Below are 15970 nucleotides of genomic sequence, written 5' to 3'. Positions count from 1 at the left end.
GCGAGGCCCCGGAGACGGCGCCGGGTGGCCTACGGTGACGGCATGCCGGCACCTCCCGACCCTGCCGATCCGGCTGTCCGGGCCGCCCGCGAACGGCTCCGCTCGCTGAGCCCGGCGCAGCGCAGCGCGCTGGTGCGGCTCGCCGCCGCCCGGTCGGGTGCCGGCCCCGCTGCCGAGGTCGAGACACTGCGTCCGGGCGACGGACCGCCGCTCGTGCTCGTGCACCCGGTCGGCGGCGAGCTGTTCTGCTACTCCGCTCTCGTGGCCGCGCTCGGCGGGACGTTCCCGGTGTTGGGCCTCGACGCGGGGGCGCTGCTGCGCGGTCCGAGCCGGCCCACGGTGCAGGACGTGGCCCGGTCCTACGCCACGAGGCTCGACGGCACCGGCGCGGCGACGGTGGCGGGGTGGTCTTTCGGAGCGGTGCTGGCCTTCGAGATCGCTCGGCTGGTCACGCCCGATCGCACCGTCGTCGCGATCGACTCGCTGCCGGCCGGTGCCGGCAGCTCGGTCGGCCTGCGTTCGACCGACGTGGAGCTGCGGGTCGGCTTCGCCGAGGAGCTGGCCCGCTCAGCGCCGCTGGCCGACGACGTCGTGCGCCTGGCGTGGGACGCCGACGACGCCGCGTTCGTTGCCGCGGCCGCCGCGGCGTTGGACACGAGCGGCCTCGGCCCGGACGAGAGCGACCTCGCCGCGCGCCTCACGATCCACCGCAACGCGGCCGCCGCGCTCGAGCGGCATCGCAGTTCCCCCGGCGGGCCCGCGGTCCGCGTCGTGTGGGCGCTGGACACCGCCACCGAGCTGCTCGAACCCTGGCGGCGGGTTTCCGGCGGCGAGGTCGACGGATGTGGCATCGTGGCCGATCATTGGAGTCTCCTTCGTGCGCCGGCCGTCCACGACGTGGCCCGCGTCCTGCAGGAGGTCCACCAGCAGAACACGAAGGGGAGCCCCGCATGACCGACGGCACCACCCCCGGCGCGGCTGCTGCCGGATCGAGCGCCGACTCCCTCGCGCTGGTCCGTGAGCTCTGGTGCGAGCTGCTCGACCTCACCGACCCGCCGACCGACGTGAGCTTCTTCGAGCTCGGTGGCTACTCGCAGGCCGCGCTCACCCTCGCGGCCCGGCTGCAGGAGCGCCTCGGGTTCCCCGTCCCGGTCGCCGACCTGTTCGAGCACGTCACGATCGAGGAGCAGGCCACGCTGGTCGAGCAGCTGTACCAGCGCTGGCTCGATCAGCTGGCTTCGTGACCGACGCCGCGCACGGCGGCCGGCTCATCGCCCTCTGGAGCGCGCCCCGCTCGCGCTCGACGGCCTTCCTGCGCATGATGACCCAGCGCGGCGACGTGCTGGTGGTGCACGAGCCCTTCTCCCACGTCATCGACTTCGGTGTCGCCGAGGTCGCCGGTGTCGAGGTCACCTCCGAGGCCGCGCTCATGGCGCGGCTGCTCGAGCTCGCCGCCGAGCGCGACGTCTTCTTCAAGGACACCACCGACTTCCGCTACCCCGACCTCCTCGCCGGCCGCGAGTTCCTGGCGCGGGTGACGCATACATTCATCATTCGCGAGCCCGCAGCGGCGATCGCGTCGCACGCCGCGCTCAATCCCCGGCTCACCTGCGCCGAGGTGGGCATCGAGCGGCTCGCCGAGATCCACGACCACGCGGTCGCGGCCGGTGCCGAGCCGATCGTCCTCGACGCCGACGATCTCGTGACCGCCCCCGCGGCGCTGGTCGCGGCATACTGTGCCGCCGTCGGGCTGGACCCGCGACCCGACGCGCTGGAATGGGCGGCCGGAACGCTCCCGGCATGGGAGCGCACCGCGCGCTGGCACGCGGCCACCAGTGAGACCACCGGCTTCGTCGCGACCGCGACCAGCTATGCCCGCACGACCGACACCGATCCGGTGCTGGCGGGCTTCCTCGCCCATCACCGACCCTTCTACGACCGACTCCACGCCACGCGGCTGCGGGCGTGAGCGCGAGCGAGTGGTTCCTGGCGGGACGACCGGCTCCGTCGCAGGTCTTCTGCTTCCCCTACGCCGCCGGGGGTGCCGCCGTCTTCTTCCCCTACATCGCCGAGCTCGCGCCCGACGTCCAGGTCGTGTCGCTGCGCCTGCCCGGGCGGGAGAGTCGGCTGGACGAGCCGCCGGCGTTCCGGGTCGCCGATGTCGTCGACCAGGTGGCTGCGCACGTGGCGACGGCGGCGGTGCCGTACGCGCTCCTCGGTCACTCGATGGGCGCCCAGCTCGCCCTCGAGGTCGCGATCGGCCTGGCCGGGCGTGGTGCGTCGACCCCCGCGGCGCTCCTGGTCCTGGGGTGTCCGCCCCCGTCGGATCCGCCGACCGGCGGTTTCGGCGACGTCGAGACCATGAGCGACGCGGACGTCGTGCAGTTCCTGCGTAGCGTCGGCGGGATACCCGACCAGGCGCTGGCCGAGCCCGTGCTGCTGGAGCTCATGCTGCCGGCGATCCGCGCCGACCTGACCTGGGTGGCGCGGCACCACCGTGCCGCGGCGCCGCTGCTGGACTGCCCGGTGGTCGCGGTCGCCGGCAGCGCCGACGACCACGCACGGCCGGAGACCATGCGCCGGTGGTCGGCCTATACGCGCGGGCCCTTCCGCGAGCACGTGCTCCCCGGCGGCCACTTCTTCGTGCACGACCAGGTTGCGGCGGTGGCCGACCTCGTGCGGGCCGTCCTCGACTGACGGGTGACACCGACCCGCGGCGCGACGCGGCGGCTCGCGCGGATCGCGCGGTCAGAGACCGGCTCGGGCGGCCCAGAGCTCGGGGAAGAACCGGTGCCGGTTGACCTCGTGCAGCCAGGCCAGCCCGCTCGTCCCGCCGCTACCGGGCAGGTCGCCGATCATCTTCTCCACGACCAGCACGTGCACGGCCCGCCAGGAGTGGAACGCGAAGGCGACGTCGCTGAGCGCCTCGGCCAGCAGCGCGAGCTCGCCACCGGCCCGGTACACCTCGGCCCAGGCGTGCCGCAGGGCCGCCGGGTCATCGGGTGCCGCCGGGAAGCCGCGCCGCGCCACGAGCCGGACGGCCTCGTCGTACAGGCTGGGCCGGGACAGCTCGTCGCGCAGCGCCGCCCCGAGACCAGGCGTGTCGAGCAGGCTCGGATGTATCTGCCGGTGCCCCAGCACGATCTCCAGCCGGCGGTACATCTCCGACTGCACGCCGGACGCCGCGCCGAGTGCGTCGCGGAAGTTCGCGAACTCGACCGGGCTCAGCCGGCTGAGGGACTGCCACGCCTCCAGCAGCATCCGCTGGACCGGCGCCGCGCGGCGCATCGTCCACAGCGCCCCGGCGATGTCGTCGGCGGCGAGCTGGTCGCGGGCAGCCGCGAACTCGTGGTGGGCGAGCTTGAACAGCAGCTCCTTGACCTGTCCCATCACGAAGAAGGACATCTCGGCGGGCTCGGCGGTGCGCGGGGTCTGCAGCGACAGGAGCGTGTCGATGTGCTCGTAGTCCAGGTAGGGGCTGCGCGTCTCGACCGCGCCGATCGGTTCGCCGCCCGACGCGTCCGCGCGGGCGGCCCGCTCGCGCGCACTGAGCGGGCCCGTGTCGGTGTCCTGCACGGGGTCGGTCACGGAGTGCTCCTGTCGACGGTGTCGGTGCGGCCGGGGTCGGCGGCCGCACCGGGTGGGACCACGCGCGGACACGGTGGCACGGGGTCGGGATCGGGCCGGTGATAACGGGCGCGGTCCACGGCGACGATCGGCCGCTCGGCGGCGGCGGGACCCGACCGGGCCGTCTCGGCGCGGGCCGCGAGCTCGCCCAGCCGGGGATGCGCCATGACGTCGCGTAGCGCGACCGGGGCGTCCAGCCGCGCCGCGAGTCGCCGGGCGAGGTAGCCCGCCGCCAACGAGTCGCCGCCGACGTCGAAGAAGTCGTCCTCGAGGCCGAACGCGTCCGCCGGCCGGCCGAGCAGCTCGGCCCACAGCTCGGCGACGGCGAGCTCCGTCGCCGTCTGCGGCGCGTTCCCCGACCCGGTCGTGCCGGCCTCGTCGTCGGGCAGGGCCGCGACGTCGAGCTTGCCGCTGGCCGTGACCGGCCAGGACACGACGGTGAGCACGGCGGCCGGGACCAGGTAGCCGGGCAGCCGTTGCGCGACCCAGGCGCGGGCGCCGCCGGCCGGGTCGTCGCCGGGCCTCGCCGCGACCACGAACCCGACCAGCCGGGGCCCGCGGACGTCGCGGCGCACCACCACGCGAGCGTCCGCCACCCCGGGGGCACCGCGCAGCGCGGCCGCCGCCTCACCCGGTTCGACCCGGTTGCCGCGGATCTTCACCTGCTCGTCGGCGCGGCCGAGGTACTCCAGCTCGCCGGAGGCGAGCAGTCGGACGCGATCGCCGGTCGCGTAGAGCCGGGCGCCCGGGCCGCCGGCGGGTCCGGGCAGCGGGACGGGCGACGGGACGAACCGGGCGGCGGTCAGCCCGGGTCGGTGCAGGTAGCCCTGTGCGAGCTGGCCGCCGCCGAGGTGGAGCTGGCCCACCACGCCGGTCGGGCACGGGCCGAGGTCGTCGTCGAGGACGATCGCCGCGTTCCCGGTCGTGGGTCGCCCGATGGGCACGCCCCCGCCGCGGTCGACGTCGGTGACGTCGGTGACGTCGTGCGCGGTGACGTCGTGCGCGGTGACGTCGTGCGCGGTGACGTCGTGCGCGGTGACGTCGTGCGCGGTGACGTCGTGCGCGGTGACGTCGATGGCGGCCTCGGTGGGTCCGTAGAGGTTGTGCAGGGTGGTCCCCGGCAGCAGCTCGACGAAGCGGGCTGCGAGGTGCGCGGTGAGCTCCTCGCCGCTGGAGAACACCCGGGCCAGGCGTCGCGGCGCCGGCTCGGCGGGCCGGGCGTCGAGGAAGGCGGCGAGCATGGACGGGACGAAATGGCACGTGCTGACGTCGTGCCGGCGCAGGACGTCCCACAGGTAGGTCGGGTCGCGGTGGCGTCCGGGTGCGGCGAGGACGAGGGTCGCGCCGGTGACGAGGGGCCAGTACAGCTCCCAGACGGACACGTCGAAGCCGACCGAGGTCTTCTGCAGCACGACGTCGCCGGGACCGATCGGGTACCGCGCCTGCATCCACGCGAGCCGGTTGGCGAGGCCGCCGTGGGTGTTGACGACACCCTTCGGGCGACCGGTGGAGCCCGACGTGTAGAGCACGTACGCGGGATCGGCCGGCCGGCGGGCCGGCAGCGGGGCGAGCGGTCCCTCGTGATCGGCGAGGCCGGCCACCGTCGCCGGGTCGGCCACCAGGAGCACCGCCGCACTGTCGGCCACGACCTGGTCGCGGCGCGCGAGCGGCTGCTCGGCGTCGATCGGCAAGGGCACCGCGCCCGCGGCCTGGATGCCCAGCAGCGCGACGACGAGCTCCGGTCCGCGTGGCAGCTGCACCGCGACGACGTCACCCGGGCGCACCCCCCGGGCGAGCAGTGCGGACCCGGCGCGCCGTGCCCGCTCGAGCAGCAGCGCATACGTCACGACCTCGGCGGTGCCGTCGTCGACCAGCGCGGGGGAGTGGGGCCGATCGGCGGCGACCTCCTGGAGCCGTTGCAGCACCGGCGGCGAGTCGACCGCCAGGGCAGCCGCGGACATCGCGGTCTCGAGCACCGCGGCCAGCTCGACGGACGCGGCGAGCGGCAGTCGCCCCGTCGGGGTCTGCGGCGCGTCCGCCGCGGCGCGCAGCAGCCCGGCCAGCGAGGCGGCGACGCGCAGCACGGTGCCACGGTCGAGCGCTCTCGGATCGAACTCGAACCAGCCGTGCACGCCACCGTCCGGCTCGGGCGCGGCGTGCAGTTCCAGATCGAACTTGGCCGCTGCCGCGATGGGCTCGACGGTCACCCCGGGCGGCAACGGTGCGGCGGCGACGTCGGTGTAGGTGAGCGCGTAGCGCAGGCTGCCGAGGGTCGCGCGATCGGTCGGGGCGACCGCGTGCAGCACGTCGGCGAGGGGGAGTTCGTGGGTCAGCGCGTCCAGCACCGTCTGCTGCGTCCGCGCGACGGTGCGGGCGAACGGCTCGCGGCGGTGCAGCGGGATGCGGACGGGCAGGGTGCCGACGAGGAACCCGACGACGTCCTGCACGTCGGCCGTGCGTCGTAGCGAGGTCGGGACGGCGACCACGACGTCCCGCTCGCCGGCCCATCGGTTCAGCACCGTCGCGTAGCCGGCGAGCAGGACGGCGAAGGGCCCGCCGGCCCCGGCGGCGGTCCGGAGCAGCTCGACGACGTCGGCGTCGAGGCGGAACGGCACCGGGCGGCGGTCGGAGTCGGGCACGGACCGGTCGGCCCGCACGACGGGCGCGCCGGCGTCGGCCATCGTGTGCTGCCAGTACCGGCCGTGGGTGGTCGCCGCCTCGGCGCGCCGGGCCGTGCTCCAGTACGCGATGTCGGCGTAGCGGACCGGCGCGACCGGCGAGAGGGCGTCGCCGCGGTAGTGGGCGAGGAGATCACGCAGCACGATCTCGAGCGACACGGCGTCGGCGACGGCGTGGTGGACGGCGACCACCGCGCGGTGCGGGGCGCCGGCCCCGGCGTCGAGGATCGCCGCGCGGACCAGGGGCGGCCGGGCGAGGTCGAACGGTGTGCCGACCAGGCTCGCGACGACCTCGTCCACGGCCGCCGCGGGATGCACCTCGACGTGCGGCGCCGAGCCCGGTGCGGCGATGGTCTGGAACGCCGTGCCGTCGGCGTCGACGACGATCCCCGTTCGGAGCGCCTCGTGCCGGTCGACCACCGCGGCGACCGCGTCGGCGAAACGTCGCGTGTCGATCGGTCCGGCGAACCCGATCGTCGCGGCCAGGACATAGCGCGCCGACGCCGGCTCCCACTCCTCGAGCAGCAGGATCCGTTCCTGGTCGGACGTGAGCGGGGCGCGCCGGGGGTCGCCGGGCCGGGGCGGGTACTGCGAGGCAGGACGGGTGGTCTCGGCGTCGAGCAGCTGCTCGAGCAGCCGTCGCTGCTCCGGTGAGAGTCCGGACGAGGTCATGTCGGCTCCGCCCTCGCGAGACGGTCGGCCAGGTCGCGGGCGACGGTGTCGGCGACACCGCCGGCTGCGGTGACGAGATGGCCACGGGCCGCGCCGTCGGCGGTGAGGGCCAGTTGGACGGCCAGGCCGAAGGACGCCGGCGGGGGCGGTTCGGGGGCGATCCCGGCTGTCAGCTCCGGTGTCCAGGAGTGCGACCCGGCCAGGGTCGGTCGCAGGTTGAACAGCGTTCGGGTGAGGGCCGCGCGGTGCTGCGGCGGGCAGCGGCGCAGCGCGAGATCGAACGGCACGGTGGCGTGGCCGAGCGCGTCGGCCCATCCGGCGCGCACCTGCCCGGCCAGGTCGGCGGCGTCGGACGGCACGACGATGACGACGTTGTCGACCAGGCAGCCGACGACCTCCTCGAGCTCGGGGCGGTCCCGCCCGGCGACGGGGACCAGCACCGCGATGTCACCGGGTGGGTCGGCCGCCCGCCGCAGGCCCGCGACGAACGCGGTGAGCAGGACGGTGAACGCCGTGCCGCCGGTGTGGGCGGCGGCGCTGCGGACCGTCGCGAGCGCGGCCGGATCGATGTCCAGCGGGAGCGTCAGTCCCGTCCCCCCGGCGGGCACGTCCGCCGGGGCCAGTCGGCCGAGACGCTGCGTCCAGAAGGCGAGCGCATCGTCGAAGCCACCCGCCGCCGCGGTGTCGCGCTGCCACACCGCGAAGTCGGCGTACTGCAGGGCGGGTCGGCCGGGAGCGACGCCGACGCCCAGGTGCGCGCGGTAGTGCGCCGCGAGCTGGTCCAGGAGCAGTCGCATCGACACCGCGTCCGCGGCGGCGTGATGGACCACGAGCGCCAGGACGTGGCTCTCCGGTCCGGTGCGGCCCAGCCAGAGTCGCCAGACCGTGCCGTCGTGCAGGTCGATGACCGCGCCCTCCACGGCGGCTGCCCGCGCGGCCGCGGCGAGGGACGGGTCCGCCTCGTGCCGCAGGTCCTCGATCGCCACCGGGAAGGGGCGCTCGGCCCACACGTGCTGCTCGATCCGGCCGGACCGGTCGGCGCGCAGGCCGGTGCGCAGGACGTCGTGCTGCGCGACCAGGTCGGCCACCGCCGCCCGCAGCGCGTCGTGGTCGAGCGGGCCCTGCAGGGTCAGCCGTCCGGTGATCGTGTACGCGTCGATGCGCGCCGACGGCATGTGTGCCAGCAGGTAGAGCCGCTCCTGGGCGAAGGACGCGGGCAGCACCCATCGGTCGGTCACGAGTCACTGCCGATGGCCACGGCGTGCGCGAGACGCACCCGCGTGCCACCGCCGGACAGCGCGTCGCGAACCGGGTGCGCGATCCTGCCGTCCGCGACACGTACCGCCGCGACGCCGCCGGTGAGCGCGTCGGCCGCGGCGACCAGCTTGCCGGTCATGCCGCCCGTGATGCGGGCGGTGCGGGTGCGGCCGCGCGCGTCGGTCTCGAGGACGTCGATCCGGCTCCCGGCATCCGTGGGATCGGCGCGTACCCCGTCGGTGGCGGTGAGCAGGACGAGCTCCGGCGCGCCCAGCGCCACGGCGACGAGGGCCGCCACCCGATCGGCGTTCACGTTGACCAGGCCGCCGTCCTCGGCCACCGCCGGGGGCGACAGCACCGGGACCACCCCGGCGCGCAGCAGCGCCGCCAGCACGGTCGTGTCGACCGACTCGGGCCGTCCGCTGTGGTCGTCGTGGACCGCCATCGTGCGACCGTCGACGACGGCCCGCGGTGCGGGCTTGCGTCGGGCCCGGACGGTGCCGTCCGCCCCGCCCAGGCCGACCGCGCGCAGGCCTGCGCCACGCAGGGCCGTCAGGACCTCGCCGCGCATGGAACCGGTCAGCGCCAGCGTGACCACCTCGAGCATCGCCGGATCGGTGCGGCGGAAGGCGACGCCGCTCGGCGACGTCAACGTCTCGTCGGCGACGCCGAGTCGCTCGGCGAGCTCGCGGATGCGGTCCTGCCCACCGTGCACGACGACGACCCGTCGGCCACCGGCCACCTGCGCCGCCACGTCCTCGGCGAGTCCGTCGAGTCCGACGCGACGGTCGCCGCTGGTCTTGACGACGAGATCGGCGAGGTTCACGGTCGGGCCGTCGCGACGAGACCGGCCAGGGCACGCCGGTCGACCTTGCCGTGCGGGGACAACGGCATGCGCTCCAGGCGGGTGTAGGTGTCGGGCCGCAGATAGAGCGGCAGGGCCGCGACGAGCTCGACGAACTCGGCCCGGCCGATGTCGTCGGTGGCGGTGTACAGGGCGTGCAGGCGGGGCACCCCGGGGGCGCCGTCCTTGCCCGGACGGGCGGCCGCGACGACGGCGACCGACGTCAGGTCGGGGTGGGCCGCCAGCAGCGCCTCGACCTCGCTGGGCTCGACCCGGAACCCGGCGATCTTGACCTGGTCGTCGACGCGGCCCAGGTGGACGAAGCCGTGCGGACCGCGGGCCACGCGGTCACCGGTTCGGTAGAAGTGCTCGGGCGAGATCGTCTCGCCGTCGGCGAGCAGCCGGTGGCCGTCGCCGTCGGCGGCGATGAACCGGCCGCGGTCGTCGGCGGGGTCGAGGTAGCCGGCGAAGCGCTGGACGCCGCGCACGCAGAGCTCGCCGGTGTCGGCGTCGACGCCCACCGTGCCGTCGTCGGCGACGTCGGCGAGGACGGCCTGCAGCCCGGGGAAGAGCGAGCCGATCGGGATCGTCCCCGCGCCGTCGGTGGGGAGAGGCTCCCCCGGCGCGATCGACAACGCGGTGCACAGGAGCGCGAGCTCGGTCGGGCCGTAACCGTTGTGAACGGTCGCCGCGGGCGCCGCCTCCCGCCATGTCCTGGCCTGCGCCGGGGTGAACTGCTCACCGCCCACGATGACGTGCCGAAGGTGCGGCAGCGCGCCGGGTTCGAGTGTGCCGGCGGCACGGGCGAGGTCGACGAGCGAGGGCACGCTGAGCCAGTGGGTGAGCTCGTGGTCGGCGACGAAGGCGACCGGGTCGAACACCTGGGCGTGCGTCGCGACGTACAGGGCACCGCCGGCCGCCCACGCGCCGTAGAGCTCGTTGAGCGCGGCGTCGAAGGAGAGCTCGAAGGTCTGGGCGACGCGGCTGCTCGCGGTGAACCCGAACAGCGGGATCATGTGGTCGATGAACGCGGTGACCGACTCCTGGCTCACCGGGACGCCCTTCGGTCGTCCGGTCGAGCCCGACGTGAAGCACAGGTACGCGACCCGGGCAGGGTCGCGACGGGGACCCTGCCCCGCCCGGCGCCACGCGCCGTCGCCGAGGTCGGCGACCGGCGCCGCCACCTGCTCGATCAGGTCGGCGCGGGCGTGGCCGGTCGACGCGTCGACACACAGCACGTCCACGCCGGCCGCCGCCAGCACGGCGGCGTTGCGCGTGGCCGAGAGGCGCGGGTTCACGGGCACGGCGGTGGCGCCGAGCCGCTGCACCGCGAGGTAGCAGGCGTACGTGGCGGGCGTGCGACTCGTCGCCAGCCCGACGCGACCGGGTGCCCCCTCCGGTCGCCGCGCGAGGTACGGCTCGAGGTGACCGGCCATCGCGCCGACCGCCTCGTCCAGCGCGCCGTAGGTCAGGTCCTCCCCGCCGCACACGAGCGCCAGCCGGTCGGGGTGGTCGCGCACCGAGCGATCGAAGCGCTCGGCGAGGCTCATGCCCGCGTCGGGTCCGGGTCGCCGGGGCCGCGCAGGACGCAGAACTCGTTGCCCTCGGGGTCGGCGAGGACGACCCACCCGCGACCGTCGGGTGTGCGACGGTCCTGCACCAGACGCGCACCGAGTCCGACGAGCCGGTCGACGTCGGCCTGGACCGTGTCCTCGGCGGTGAGGCAGACGTGCAACCGGTTCTTGCCGACCTTGGGCTCGGGCACACGCTGGAAGAACAGGGCCGGACCCGAGGGCATGACGATCACGGCCTCCGGATCGCCGGGCTCGTCCTCGTCGAGGAGCGGTCGACCGACGACCGAGCTCCAGAACGTGGCCAGCTCGTACGGGTCGGCGCAGTCGACGGCGATGTTGCGCATCGTCATGGGCACGGCTCGGCTCCCCCCTCGGGTCTGCGACATAGTAAGGCACCGTCCCCACGCCGGTCGTGGAACGGCGACGCCGTCCGGTCCTCGCTCCCGACGGGCCCGTGCAGGGCCGGTGCCGGTCACAATCGACCCGTGCACCCGTCGATGCTGCGCTCGCTCCTTCCCCCGGCGGTCGCCGTCGCGGAGACCCGGCAGGACCTGCTCGACGAGCTCGCCCCCGACGAGGCGCACTGGGTCGCCCACGCCGTGGCTCGGCGGCGCAGCGAGTTCCACACCGGCCGGGCGTGCGCCCGCGTCGCGCTCGCCGAGCTCGGCATCGCGCCGGCCGCGATCCCGGTGGGCCCGCAGCGGGAACCGTGCTGGCCCACGGGCGTCGTCGGCAGCATCACGCACTGCGACGGCTACCGGGCCGCCGCCGCCGCCCCCTCGGACGTGGTCCGCTCGCTCGGCGTCGACGTCGAGCGACACCGCCCGCTGCCCGACGGCGTGCTCGACACCGTGACCGATCCCGGCGAACGGGCCACGCTGACCCGACTCGCAGCCGAGGATGCGGACATCCGCTGGGATGTCGTGCTGTTCAGCGCGAAGGAGGCGGTCTTCAAGACGTGGTTTCCCGTGCAGCGACGCTGGTTGGGCTTCGAGGACGCCACCGTCGACCTGGACCGGGCGGGCACCTTCACGGCGACGGTGCACGGCCCGACCGTCGCGGGCGGGGCAACCTACCGAGGCCGCTGGAGCGCGTCGGACGACTTCGTGGCGTGCGCCGTCGTCGAGCCCGCGTCCTGACCGAGCCCGGGGCCGGAACGACCCGGCCGGTCGGCCCCCTGCGTGCGCGGCGAATCGCGCGCGAGCGCCGCGCGGGCGTGGGGCCAGGCGGGCTCGCCACCGCGTGGGCGCGGGGCCGACTCGTTCCCAGCCGCAGGTCGGCGGGGTGTTGGGTGAGCGCGCACTTCGGGCATCACCTTCGCGACGGGCGTTCCGGGCCCTAGGCTTACAGCGTCAACTGCACAGGCTTACAGTGTCTACCGGCACGGTGCGCGAGGACCGCGTCCGGTCGACGAAGCAGGACCGGCACGCGGACCGGCCGTGCCGAGCGAGTGATCAGGCCATCGAGTTGAGGAGCCGCAACGACATGTCACAGCCCACGACGACCAGCAAGACCCCCGCTCGGACCTCCGGGAGCCAGAGTTCGCAGGGCTCCCAGGACAAGCAGGTCACGACCAACGACCGGCTGAACACCGACGACGGCAAGATCACGGTCGCGCAGAGCGTCGTGTCCAAGATCGCGGGCGTCGCCTGCCGCGAGATCTCCGGCGTGCACGCGATGGGCACCTCGGGCAGTCGCGCGTTCGGCGCGATCCGCGAGCGGATCCCCGGCAGCTCCGGCCCGAACGTCTCGCAGGGCGTCGGCGTCGAGGTGGGCGAGTCCCAGGCGGCGATCGACCTGGACATCGTGGTCGAGTACGGCGTCTCCATCGCCGACCTCGGGCAGAGCATCCAGCGCAACGTCAAGCAGGCCGTCGAGCGCATGACGGGGCTCGAGGTCGTCGAGGTCAACGTCAGCGTCGACGACGTGTACCTGCCCGACGACGAGGACGACCAGGGTCCCTCGCGCGTGTCATGACCGCCATGAACCCGCACCCGGAGCTGGTGGACGGGGTCGACGTCGACGCGGTCGCGGCTGCCGTACGCGGCTGCGCCGGTGTGGCCGACCTCGCCGAGGGGCCGGCCGGGTCGGTCGTGTCCTACCTGCCCGGGCGGCGGGTCGCCGGCGTCCACGTGGCGGCCGACCACGTCGTCGCGCAGGTGCGCCTGGAATGGGGCGCGACCGTCCCCGACGTCGCCGGACGCATCCGCGTCGCGGTGGCGCCCGCGGTGGGCGCGCGGCGGGTCGACGTCGTGGTCGCCGACGTGGACAGCCCACCCGGCTGGGACGACGAGACACCGGACGCACCGGACGACCGCAGCACCGGCCGGAACGAGGCGAGCACATGGACGACAGCGCCGGGCGCAGCGCACGCCGCGCCTTCATCCGCGAGCACCACCCCGACCGGGGCGGAGATCCGGCCGCCTTCGTAGCCGGCCTCGCCGCCTACGACCGCGGCGCGGACACCACCCGGCCGGCAGCACGGGTCGTGGTGGTGGCCCGCGCGTCGTGGCCGAAGCGAGCACTGGGGCGTGCCATGGACCGGGCGGCCCGGCGTCGCCGCCCACCTCGGGTCCGCTGAACCACCCGCCATCCACCGAGCCCACGGCTCGCACGCACTAGAAGGAACGTGATCATGACCCGTACCGCACTCGGAACGGTCGTCGGACTGGTCCTCGGGCTCGCGCTGGCCTTCGGCAGCTTCGGGCAGATGCTCGTCGTCGCCCTGTTCGCCGCCATCGGCTTCGTCCTGGCCAAGGTGCTCGAGGGGGAGATCGACCTCAGCCCGTACCTGACGGGACGTCGCGACAACCGATGAGCGCCGCCACGAGCGAGACCGCGGACAGCGCCGCGTCGGGGACCGGTGCCGCGTCCGGCGCGCTGACGAAGCCGGGCCGCAACGAGCTGGGCAGGGTCACCGTGCACGAGCGGGTGGTGGGCCGCATCGCGGCCCGCGCGGCCACCGAGGTCCCCCACGCAGGCTCCGCGGCGCCGCGGCTGCTCGGCCGCGCCGTGAGCGGTGCCGTCCCGGGCGTGCGCGGGACGCAGCTCGGCGCCGCCCCCAAGGTGGCCGTCGACGTCGACCTGTCCGTCGCGACGGTCGAGGTCGCGATCAGCGTGCGGTGGCCGGCCTCGGTGCCCGAGGTCAGCGCCGCGGTGCGGGCCCGCATCATCGGCCGACTCAAGGAGCTCACCGGGCTGCAGGTCACCGACGTCCGGGTCCACGTCACCGACCTCGTCACCCACGTCGACGCGCCACCGCGCGTGCGGTGAGCGGGGGGAGAAGCGGATGAGACTGCTGAACCGGCTGCTGGCGGCGTTGGTGAGCCTCGCGCTCGTCGTCGTCGGCGTCCTGCTGATCATCGAGGTCGTGGCCGACCGCGTGAACCACCGCCCCGCGGTGGTGAAGTGGCACGGCGCGTACGACTGGGCACACCGCACGTCCTGGACGCAGGGCAGCGTGCGGGTGGCGTGCATCGTCGTCGCCGCACTCGGGCTGATCCTGCTCGTCGCCGAGCTGAAGCGGACGCGGGTCACGCGCTTCCGCGTCGAGGACAAGGAGTCCGGCGCGGAGCACCCCGTCGACGTCGCCTACACCCGCCGCGGTGTCGCCGGGGCCGTTCGGACGGCGGTCACCGACGTCGACGGCGTCCGCTCGGCGCGGGTGACGGTGAAGCGTCGGAGCGTCACCGTGCGCGCCGACACCAGTGCCCGCGACGCCGAGGGGGCGAGCACCCTGCTCGAGCCGTCGCGCGAGGCCGCGCAGCAGCGGCTCGACGCGCTGGCCCTGGCCCACACCCCGAAGCTGAAGCTGACGACGGCCCCGAGGAAGCGCTGATGCACGCCGATCGCACCAACCGCGCCATGCTCCTGCTGCTCGCCGTCGTGCTGGTCGCCGCGGGCGGGGCGGGCATCGCCGCGTCGTACGGCGTCTTCGGTCGTCACGTCCAGCACGGCCCGCTGCTCGACAACGTCGTCACCCGCTACATCGGCCGCCACGGCGACTGGCTGTGGCCGGCCGCGGCGGGCCTCGCGCTGATCGTCGTCCTGCTGTCCCTGCGGTGGCTGGTCGCACTCCTCTTCTCGACCGATCGGGCGGGTGACCTCCGCGTGGCCGGGGGTGGCGGCTCCGGTCGCACGACCCTCGCGCCCGGTGCCCTCACCCGGGCGGTCGTGACGGAGATCGAGAGCCTGCCCGGCACCGACTCGGCGAAGGCCCGCGTCATCGGCGACTCCGACGAGCCGGAGCTGGTCATCGACGTGCGGTTGCGCCACGACGCCGATCTGGCGGCCCTGCGCCGCCAGATCGTGACCGGACCCGTCGCCCACGCCCGCACCGCAGCCGGCTCGGACGACCTGCCCGTCCACCTCGACCTCGTCGTGTCGCCGAACGCCGGCCGACAACTGTCCTGACCACGACCGCAGGGGGAAGCCATGCTGGGACTCATCATCAGCCTGATCGTCATCGGGCTCATCGCCGGAGCGCTCGCGCGACTGCTCGTACCGGGCAAGCAGGATCTCTCGATCCCGATGACCATCGTCATCGGCATCGTCGGCTCCTTCGTCGGGGGGTTCCTCGGCTACCTGATCTTCAAGCACGACAAGACGGAGGGCTTCTTCCAGCCCTCGGGCATCGTCGGCTCGGTCATCGGCGCGATCATCGTGCTGCTCGTGTGGCTGAAGGTCGGCGGGCGCCGCACCCTGCGCGGCCGGTGAGCCACCGTGACCAGCGCAGCGGCGGGGGCGCTGCAGGCCTTCGTCGTCGTCACGGAGTACGACCCGGCCGACGGCGAGCGCGCACCCGTCCGCGAGCACGCCTACGACCTGGAACACGCGCAGCTGGCCGGGCACGAGACCCGCGCGTCGGTGCCGGTGGTGTTCCCCGCCGCGGAGCGCGGCTGGAGCGCCACGCCGCAGGCACCGCGGTGTCGCCGGTGCGGGGAGGCGGTCGACGAGACCGTGCGCCGGGTCGACGCCGGGAGCACGACCACGAGTCGCCGCCGCACGCGATGACGTGCGGCGCGGGGGCGTCCGCCGGCGGCCCCCCACCCCTACGCTGAATCCCAGCGTGCCATGCGGTCCCGCGACGTTGCGGGACCATCCGAGAGGACGATCACCATGAAGATCGACAAGGACCAGATTCTCGAGCTCCTGCGGGGCCAGGGCAAGCACGACGAGGCGGACCAGGCGGGGCAGGAACTGCCCGACCAGGTCGACACCGACGACGACGAGCACCGCGGCCTGCTGGGGCGCTTCGGCGTCGACCCCGGGAACCTGCCCGGCGGCCTCGGCACGCTGCTCTGAGCCCGGCACCGACC

Annotated in this window: 20 protein-coding genes; 14 read left to right on the top strand and 6 right to left on the bottom strand. The window is 74.8% G+C overall.

Annotated features, from left to right (window positions below):
- The first annotated feature begins 42 nt into the window (after window positions 1-42).
- Genes BUE29_RS01540 through BUE29_RS01525 form a run of 4 tightly spaced genes read left to right on the top strand, consistent with a single transcriptional unit; the run spans window position 43 to window position 2697 of the window.
- Window positions 43-954: a thioesterase domain-containing protein gene (locus BUE29_RS01540; protein ID WP_143167923.1), complete on the top strand. Its 912-nt coding sequence runs from the start codon at window positions 43-45 to the stop codon at window positions 952-954.
- Window positions 951-1244: an acyl carrier protein gene (locus tag BUE29_RS01535; RefSeq protein WP_073385050.1), complete on the top strand. Its 294-nt coding sequence runs from the start codon at window positions 951-953 to the stop codon at window positions 1242-1244. Before BUE29_RS01540 ends, BUE29_RS01535 begins: the two co-directional genes overlap by 4 nt.
- Window positions 1241-1969 (top strand): sulfotransferase-like domain-containing protein, encoded by a 729-nt coding sequence (locus BUE29_RS01530; protein ID WP_073385047.1) that lies wholly within the window; start codon window positions 1241-1243, stop codon window positions 1967-1969. Before BUE29_RS01535 ends, BUE29_RS01530 begins: the two co-directional genes overlap by 4 nt.
- Window positions 1966-2697: a thioesterase II family protein gene (locus BUE29_RS01525; protein ID WP_073385044.1), complete on the top strand. Its 732-nt coding sequence runs from the start codon at window positions 1966-1968 to the stop codon at window positions 2695-2697. The genes BUE29_RS01530 and BUE29_RS01525 overlap by 4 nt, the downstream gene beginning before the upstream one ends.
- Window positions 2698-2748: 51 nt before the next feature.
- Here the strand turns inward: BUE29_RS01525 and BUE29_RS01520 are convergent, their stop codons facing one another.
- From BUE29_RS01520 to BUE29_RS01495, 6 genes are read right to left on the bottom strand one after another with little or no spacing between them, the layout of a single operon-like run.
- On the bottom strand, window positions 2749-3588 hold the full coding sequence (locus BUE29_RS01520; RefSeq protein WP_200799984.1) for a tryptophan 2,3-dioxygenase: 840 nt from the start codon (window positions 3586-3588) through the stop codon (window positions 2749-2751).
- Complete coding sequence (locus BUE29_RS01515) at window positions 3585-6977, bottom strand: non-ribosomal peptide synthetase (RefSeq protein WP_073385042.1); 3393 nt, start codon at window positions 6975-6977, stop codon at window positions 3585-3587. The genes BUE29_RS01520 and BUE29_RS01515 overlap by 4 nt, the downstream gene beginning before the upstream one ends.
- Window positions 6974-8215, bottom strand: a complete 1242-nt coding sequence (locus BUE29_RS01510; protein ID WP_073385039.1) for a condensation domain-containing protein — start codon at window positions 8213-8215, stop codon at window positions 6974-6976. Before BUE29_RS01510 ends, BUE29_RS01515 begins: the two co-directional genes overlap by 4 nt.
- Complete coding sequence (gene argB / locus BUE29_RS01505; RefSeq protein ID WP_073385037.1) at window positions 8212-9060, bottom strand: acetylglutamate kinase; 849 nt, start codon at window positions 9058-9060, stop codon at window positions 8212-8214. The genes BUE29_RS01510 and argB overlap by 4 nt, the downstream gene beginning before the upstream one ends.
- On the bottom strand, window positions 9057-10628 hold the full coding sequence (locus tag BUE29_RS01500) for an AMP-binding protein (protein ID WP_073385035.1): 1572 nt from the start codon (window positions 10626-10628) through the stop codon (window positions 9057-9059). The genes argB and BUE29_RS01500 overlap by 4 nt, the downstream gene beginning before the upstream one ends.
- Window positions 10625-11008 (bottom strand): VOC family protein, encoded by a 384-nt coding sequence (locus tag BUE29_RS01495; protein ID WP_143167922.1) that lies wholly within the window; start codon window positions 11006-11008, stop codon window positions 10625-10627. The genes BUE29_RS01500 and BUE29_RS01495 overlap by 4 nt, the downstream gene beginning before the upstream one ends.
- A gap of 129 nt (window positions 11009-11137) precedes the next feature.
- Between BUE29_RS01495 and BUE29_RS01490 the strand changes: the two genes are divergently transcribed.
- The 10 genes from BUE29_RS01490 to BUE29_RS01440 all read left to right on the top strand — a co-directional run bounded on the left by BUE29_RS01490 (window position 11138) and on the right by BUE29_RS01440 (window position 15956).
- Window positions 11138-11791: a 4'-phosphopantetheinyl transferase family protein gene (locus tag BUE29_RS01490; protein ID WP_200799983.1), complete on the top strand. Its 654-nt coding sequence runs from the start codon at window positions 11138-11140 to the stop codon at window positions 11789-11791.
- Window positions 11792-12137: 346 nt separating this feature from the next.
- Complete coding sequence (locus BUE29_RS01485) at window positions 12138-12629, top strand: Asp23/Gls24 family envelope stress response protein (RefSeq protein WP_073386752.1); 492 nt, start codon at window positions 12138-12140, stop codon at window positions 12627-12629.
- Window positions 12630-12634: 5 nt separating this feature from the next.
- Window positions 12635-13084, top strand: a complete 450-nt coding sequence (locus BUE29_RS01480) for a hypothetical protein (protein ID WP_200799982.1) — start codon at window positions 12635-12637, stop codon at window positions 13082-13084.
- Window positions 13085-13287: 203 nt separating this feature from the next.
- On the top strand, window positions 13288-13470 hold the full coding sequence (locus BUE29_RS01470) for a DUF2273 domain-containing protein (protein ID WP_073386749.1): 183 nt from the start codon (window positions 13288-13290) through the stop codon (window positions 13468-13470).
- A complete protein-coding gene (locus tag BUE29_RS01465; protein ID WP_084180592.1) occupies window positions 13467-13925 on the top strand; it encodes an Asp23/Gls24 family envelope stress response protein in 459 nt (152 codons plus the stop codon). The genes BUE29_RS01470 and BUE29_RS01465 overlap by 4 nt, the downstream gene beginning before the upstream one ends.
- 16 nt (window positions 13926-13941) lie before the next feature.
- Window positions 13942-14490 (top strand): DUF6286 domain-containing protein, encoded by a 549-nt coding sequence (locus BUE29_RS01460; protein ID WP_073385029.1) that lies wholly within the window; start codon window positions 13942-13944, stop codon window positions 14488-14490.
- On the top strand, window positions 14490-15065 hold the full coding sequence (gene amaP / locus BUE29_RS01455; protein WP_073385027.1) for an alkaline shock response membrane anchor protein AmaP: 576 nt from the start codon (window positions 14490-14492) through the stop codon (window positions 15063-15065). Before BUE29_RS01460 ends, amaP begins: the two co-directional genes overlap by 1 nt.
- Window positions 15066-15086: 21 nt before the next feature.
- Window positions 15087-15368, top strand: a complete 282-nt coding sequence (locus BUE29_RS01450; RefSeq protein ID WP_073385024.1) for a GlsB/YeaQ/YmgE family stress response membrane protein — start codon at window positions 15087-15089, stop codon at window positions 15366-15368.
- Window positions 15369-15374: 6 nt separating this feature from the next.
- Entirely contained in the window at window positions 15375-15665 is a 291-nt protein-coding gene (locus BUE29_RS01445) for a hypothetical protein (protein ID WP_073385022.1), read from the top strand.
- Window positions 15666-15770: 105 nt separating this feature from the next.
- A complete protein-coding gene (locus BUE29_RS01440) occupies window positions 15771-15956 on the top strand; it encodes a hypothetical protein (protein ID WP_073385020.1) in 186 nt (61 codons plus the stop codon).
- Window positions 15957-15970: the final 14 nt, after the last annotated feature.

This window comes from Jatrophihabitans endophyticus, assembly GCF_900129455.1.
GTDB lineage: Bacteria > Actinomycetota > Actinomycetes > Mycobacteriales > Jatrophihabitantaceae > Jatrophihabitans > Jatrophihabitans endophyticus.
The sequence above is the reverse complement of the archived record's forward strand: the minus strand, read 5'-3'. Positions and strand labels throughout refer to the sequence as shown.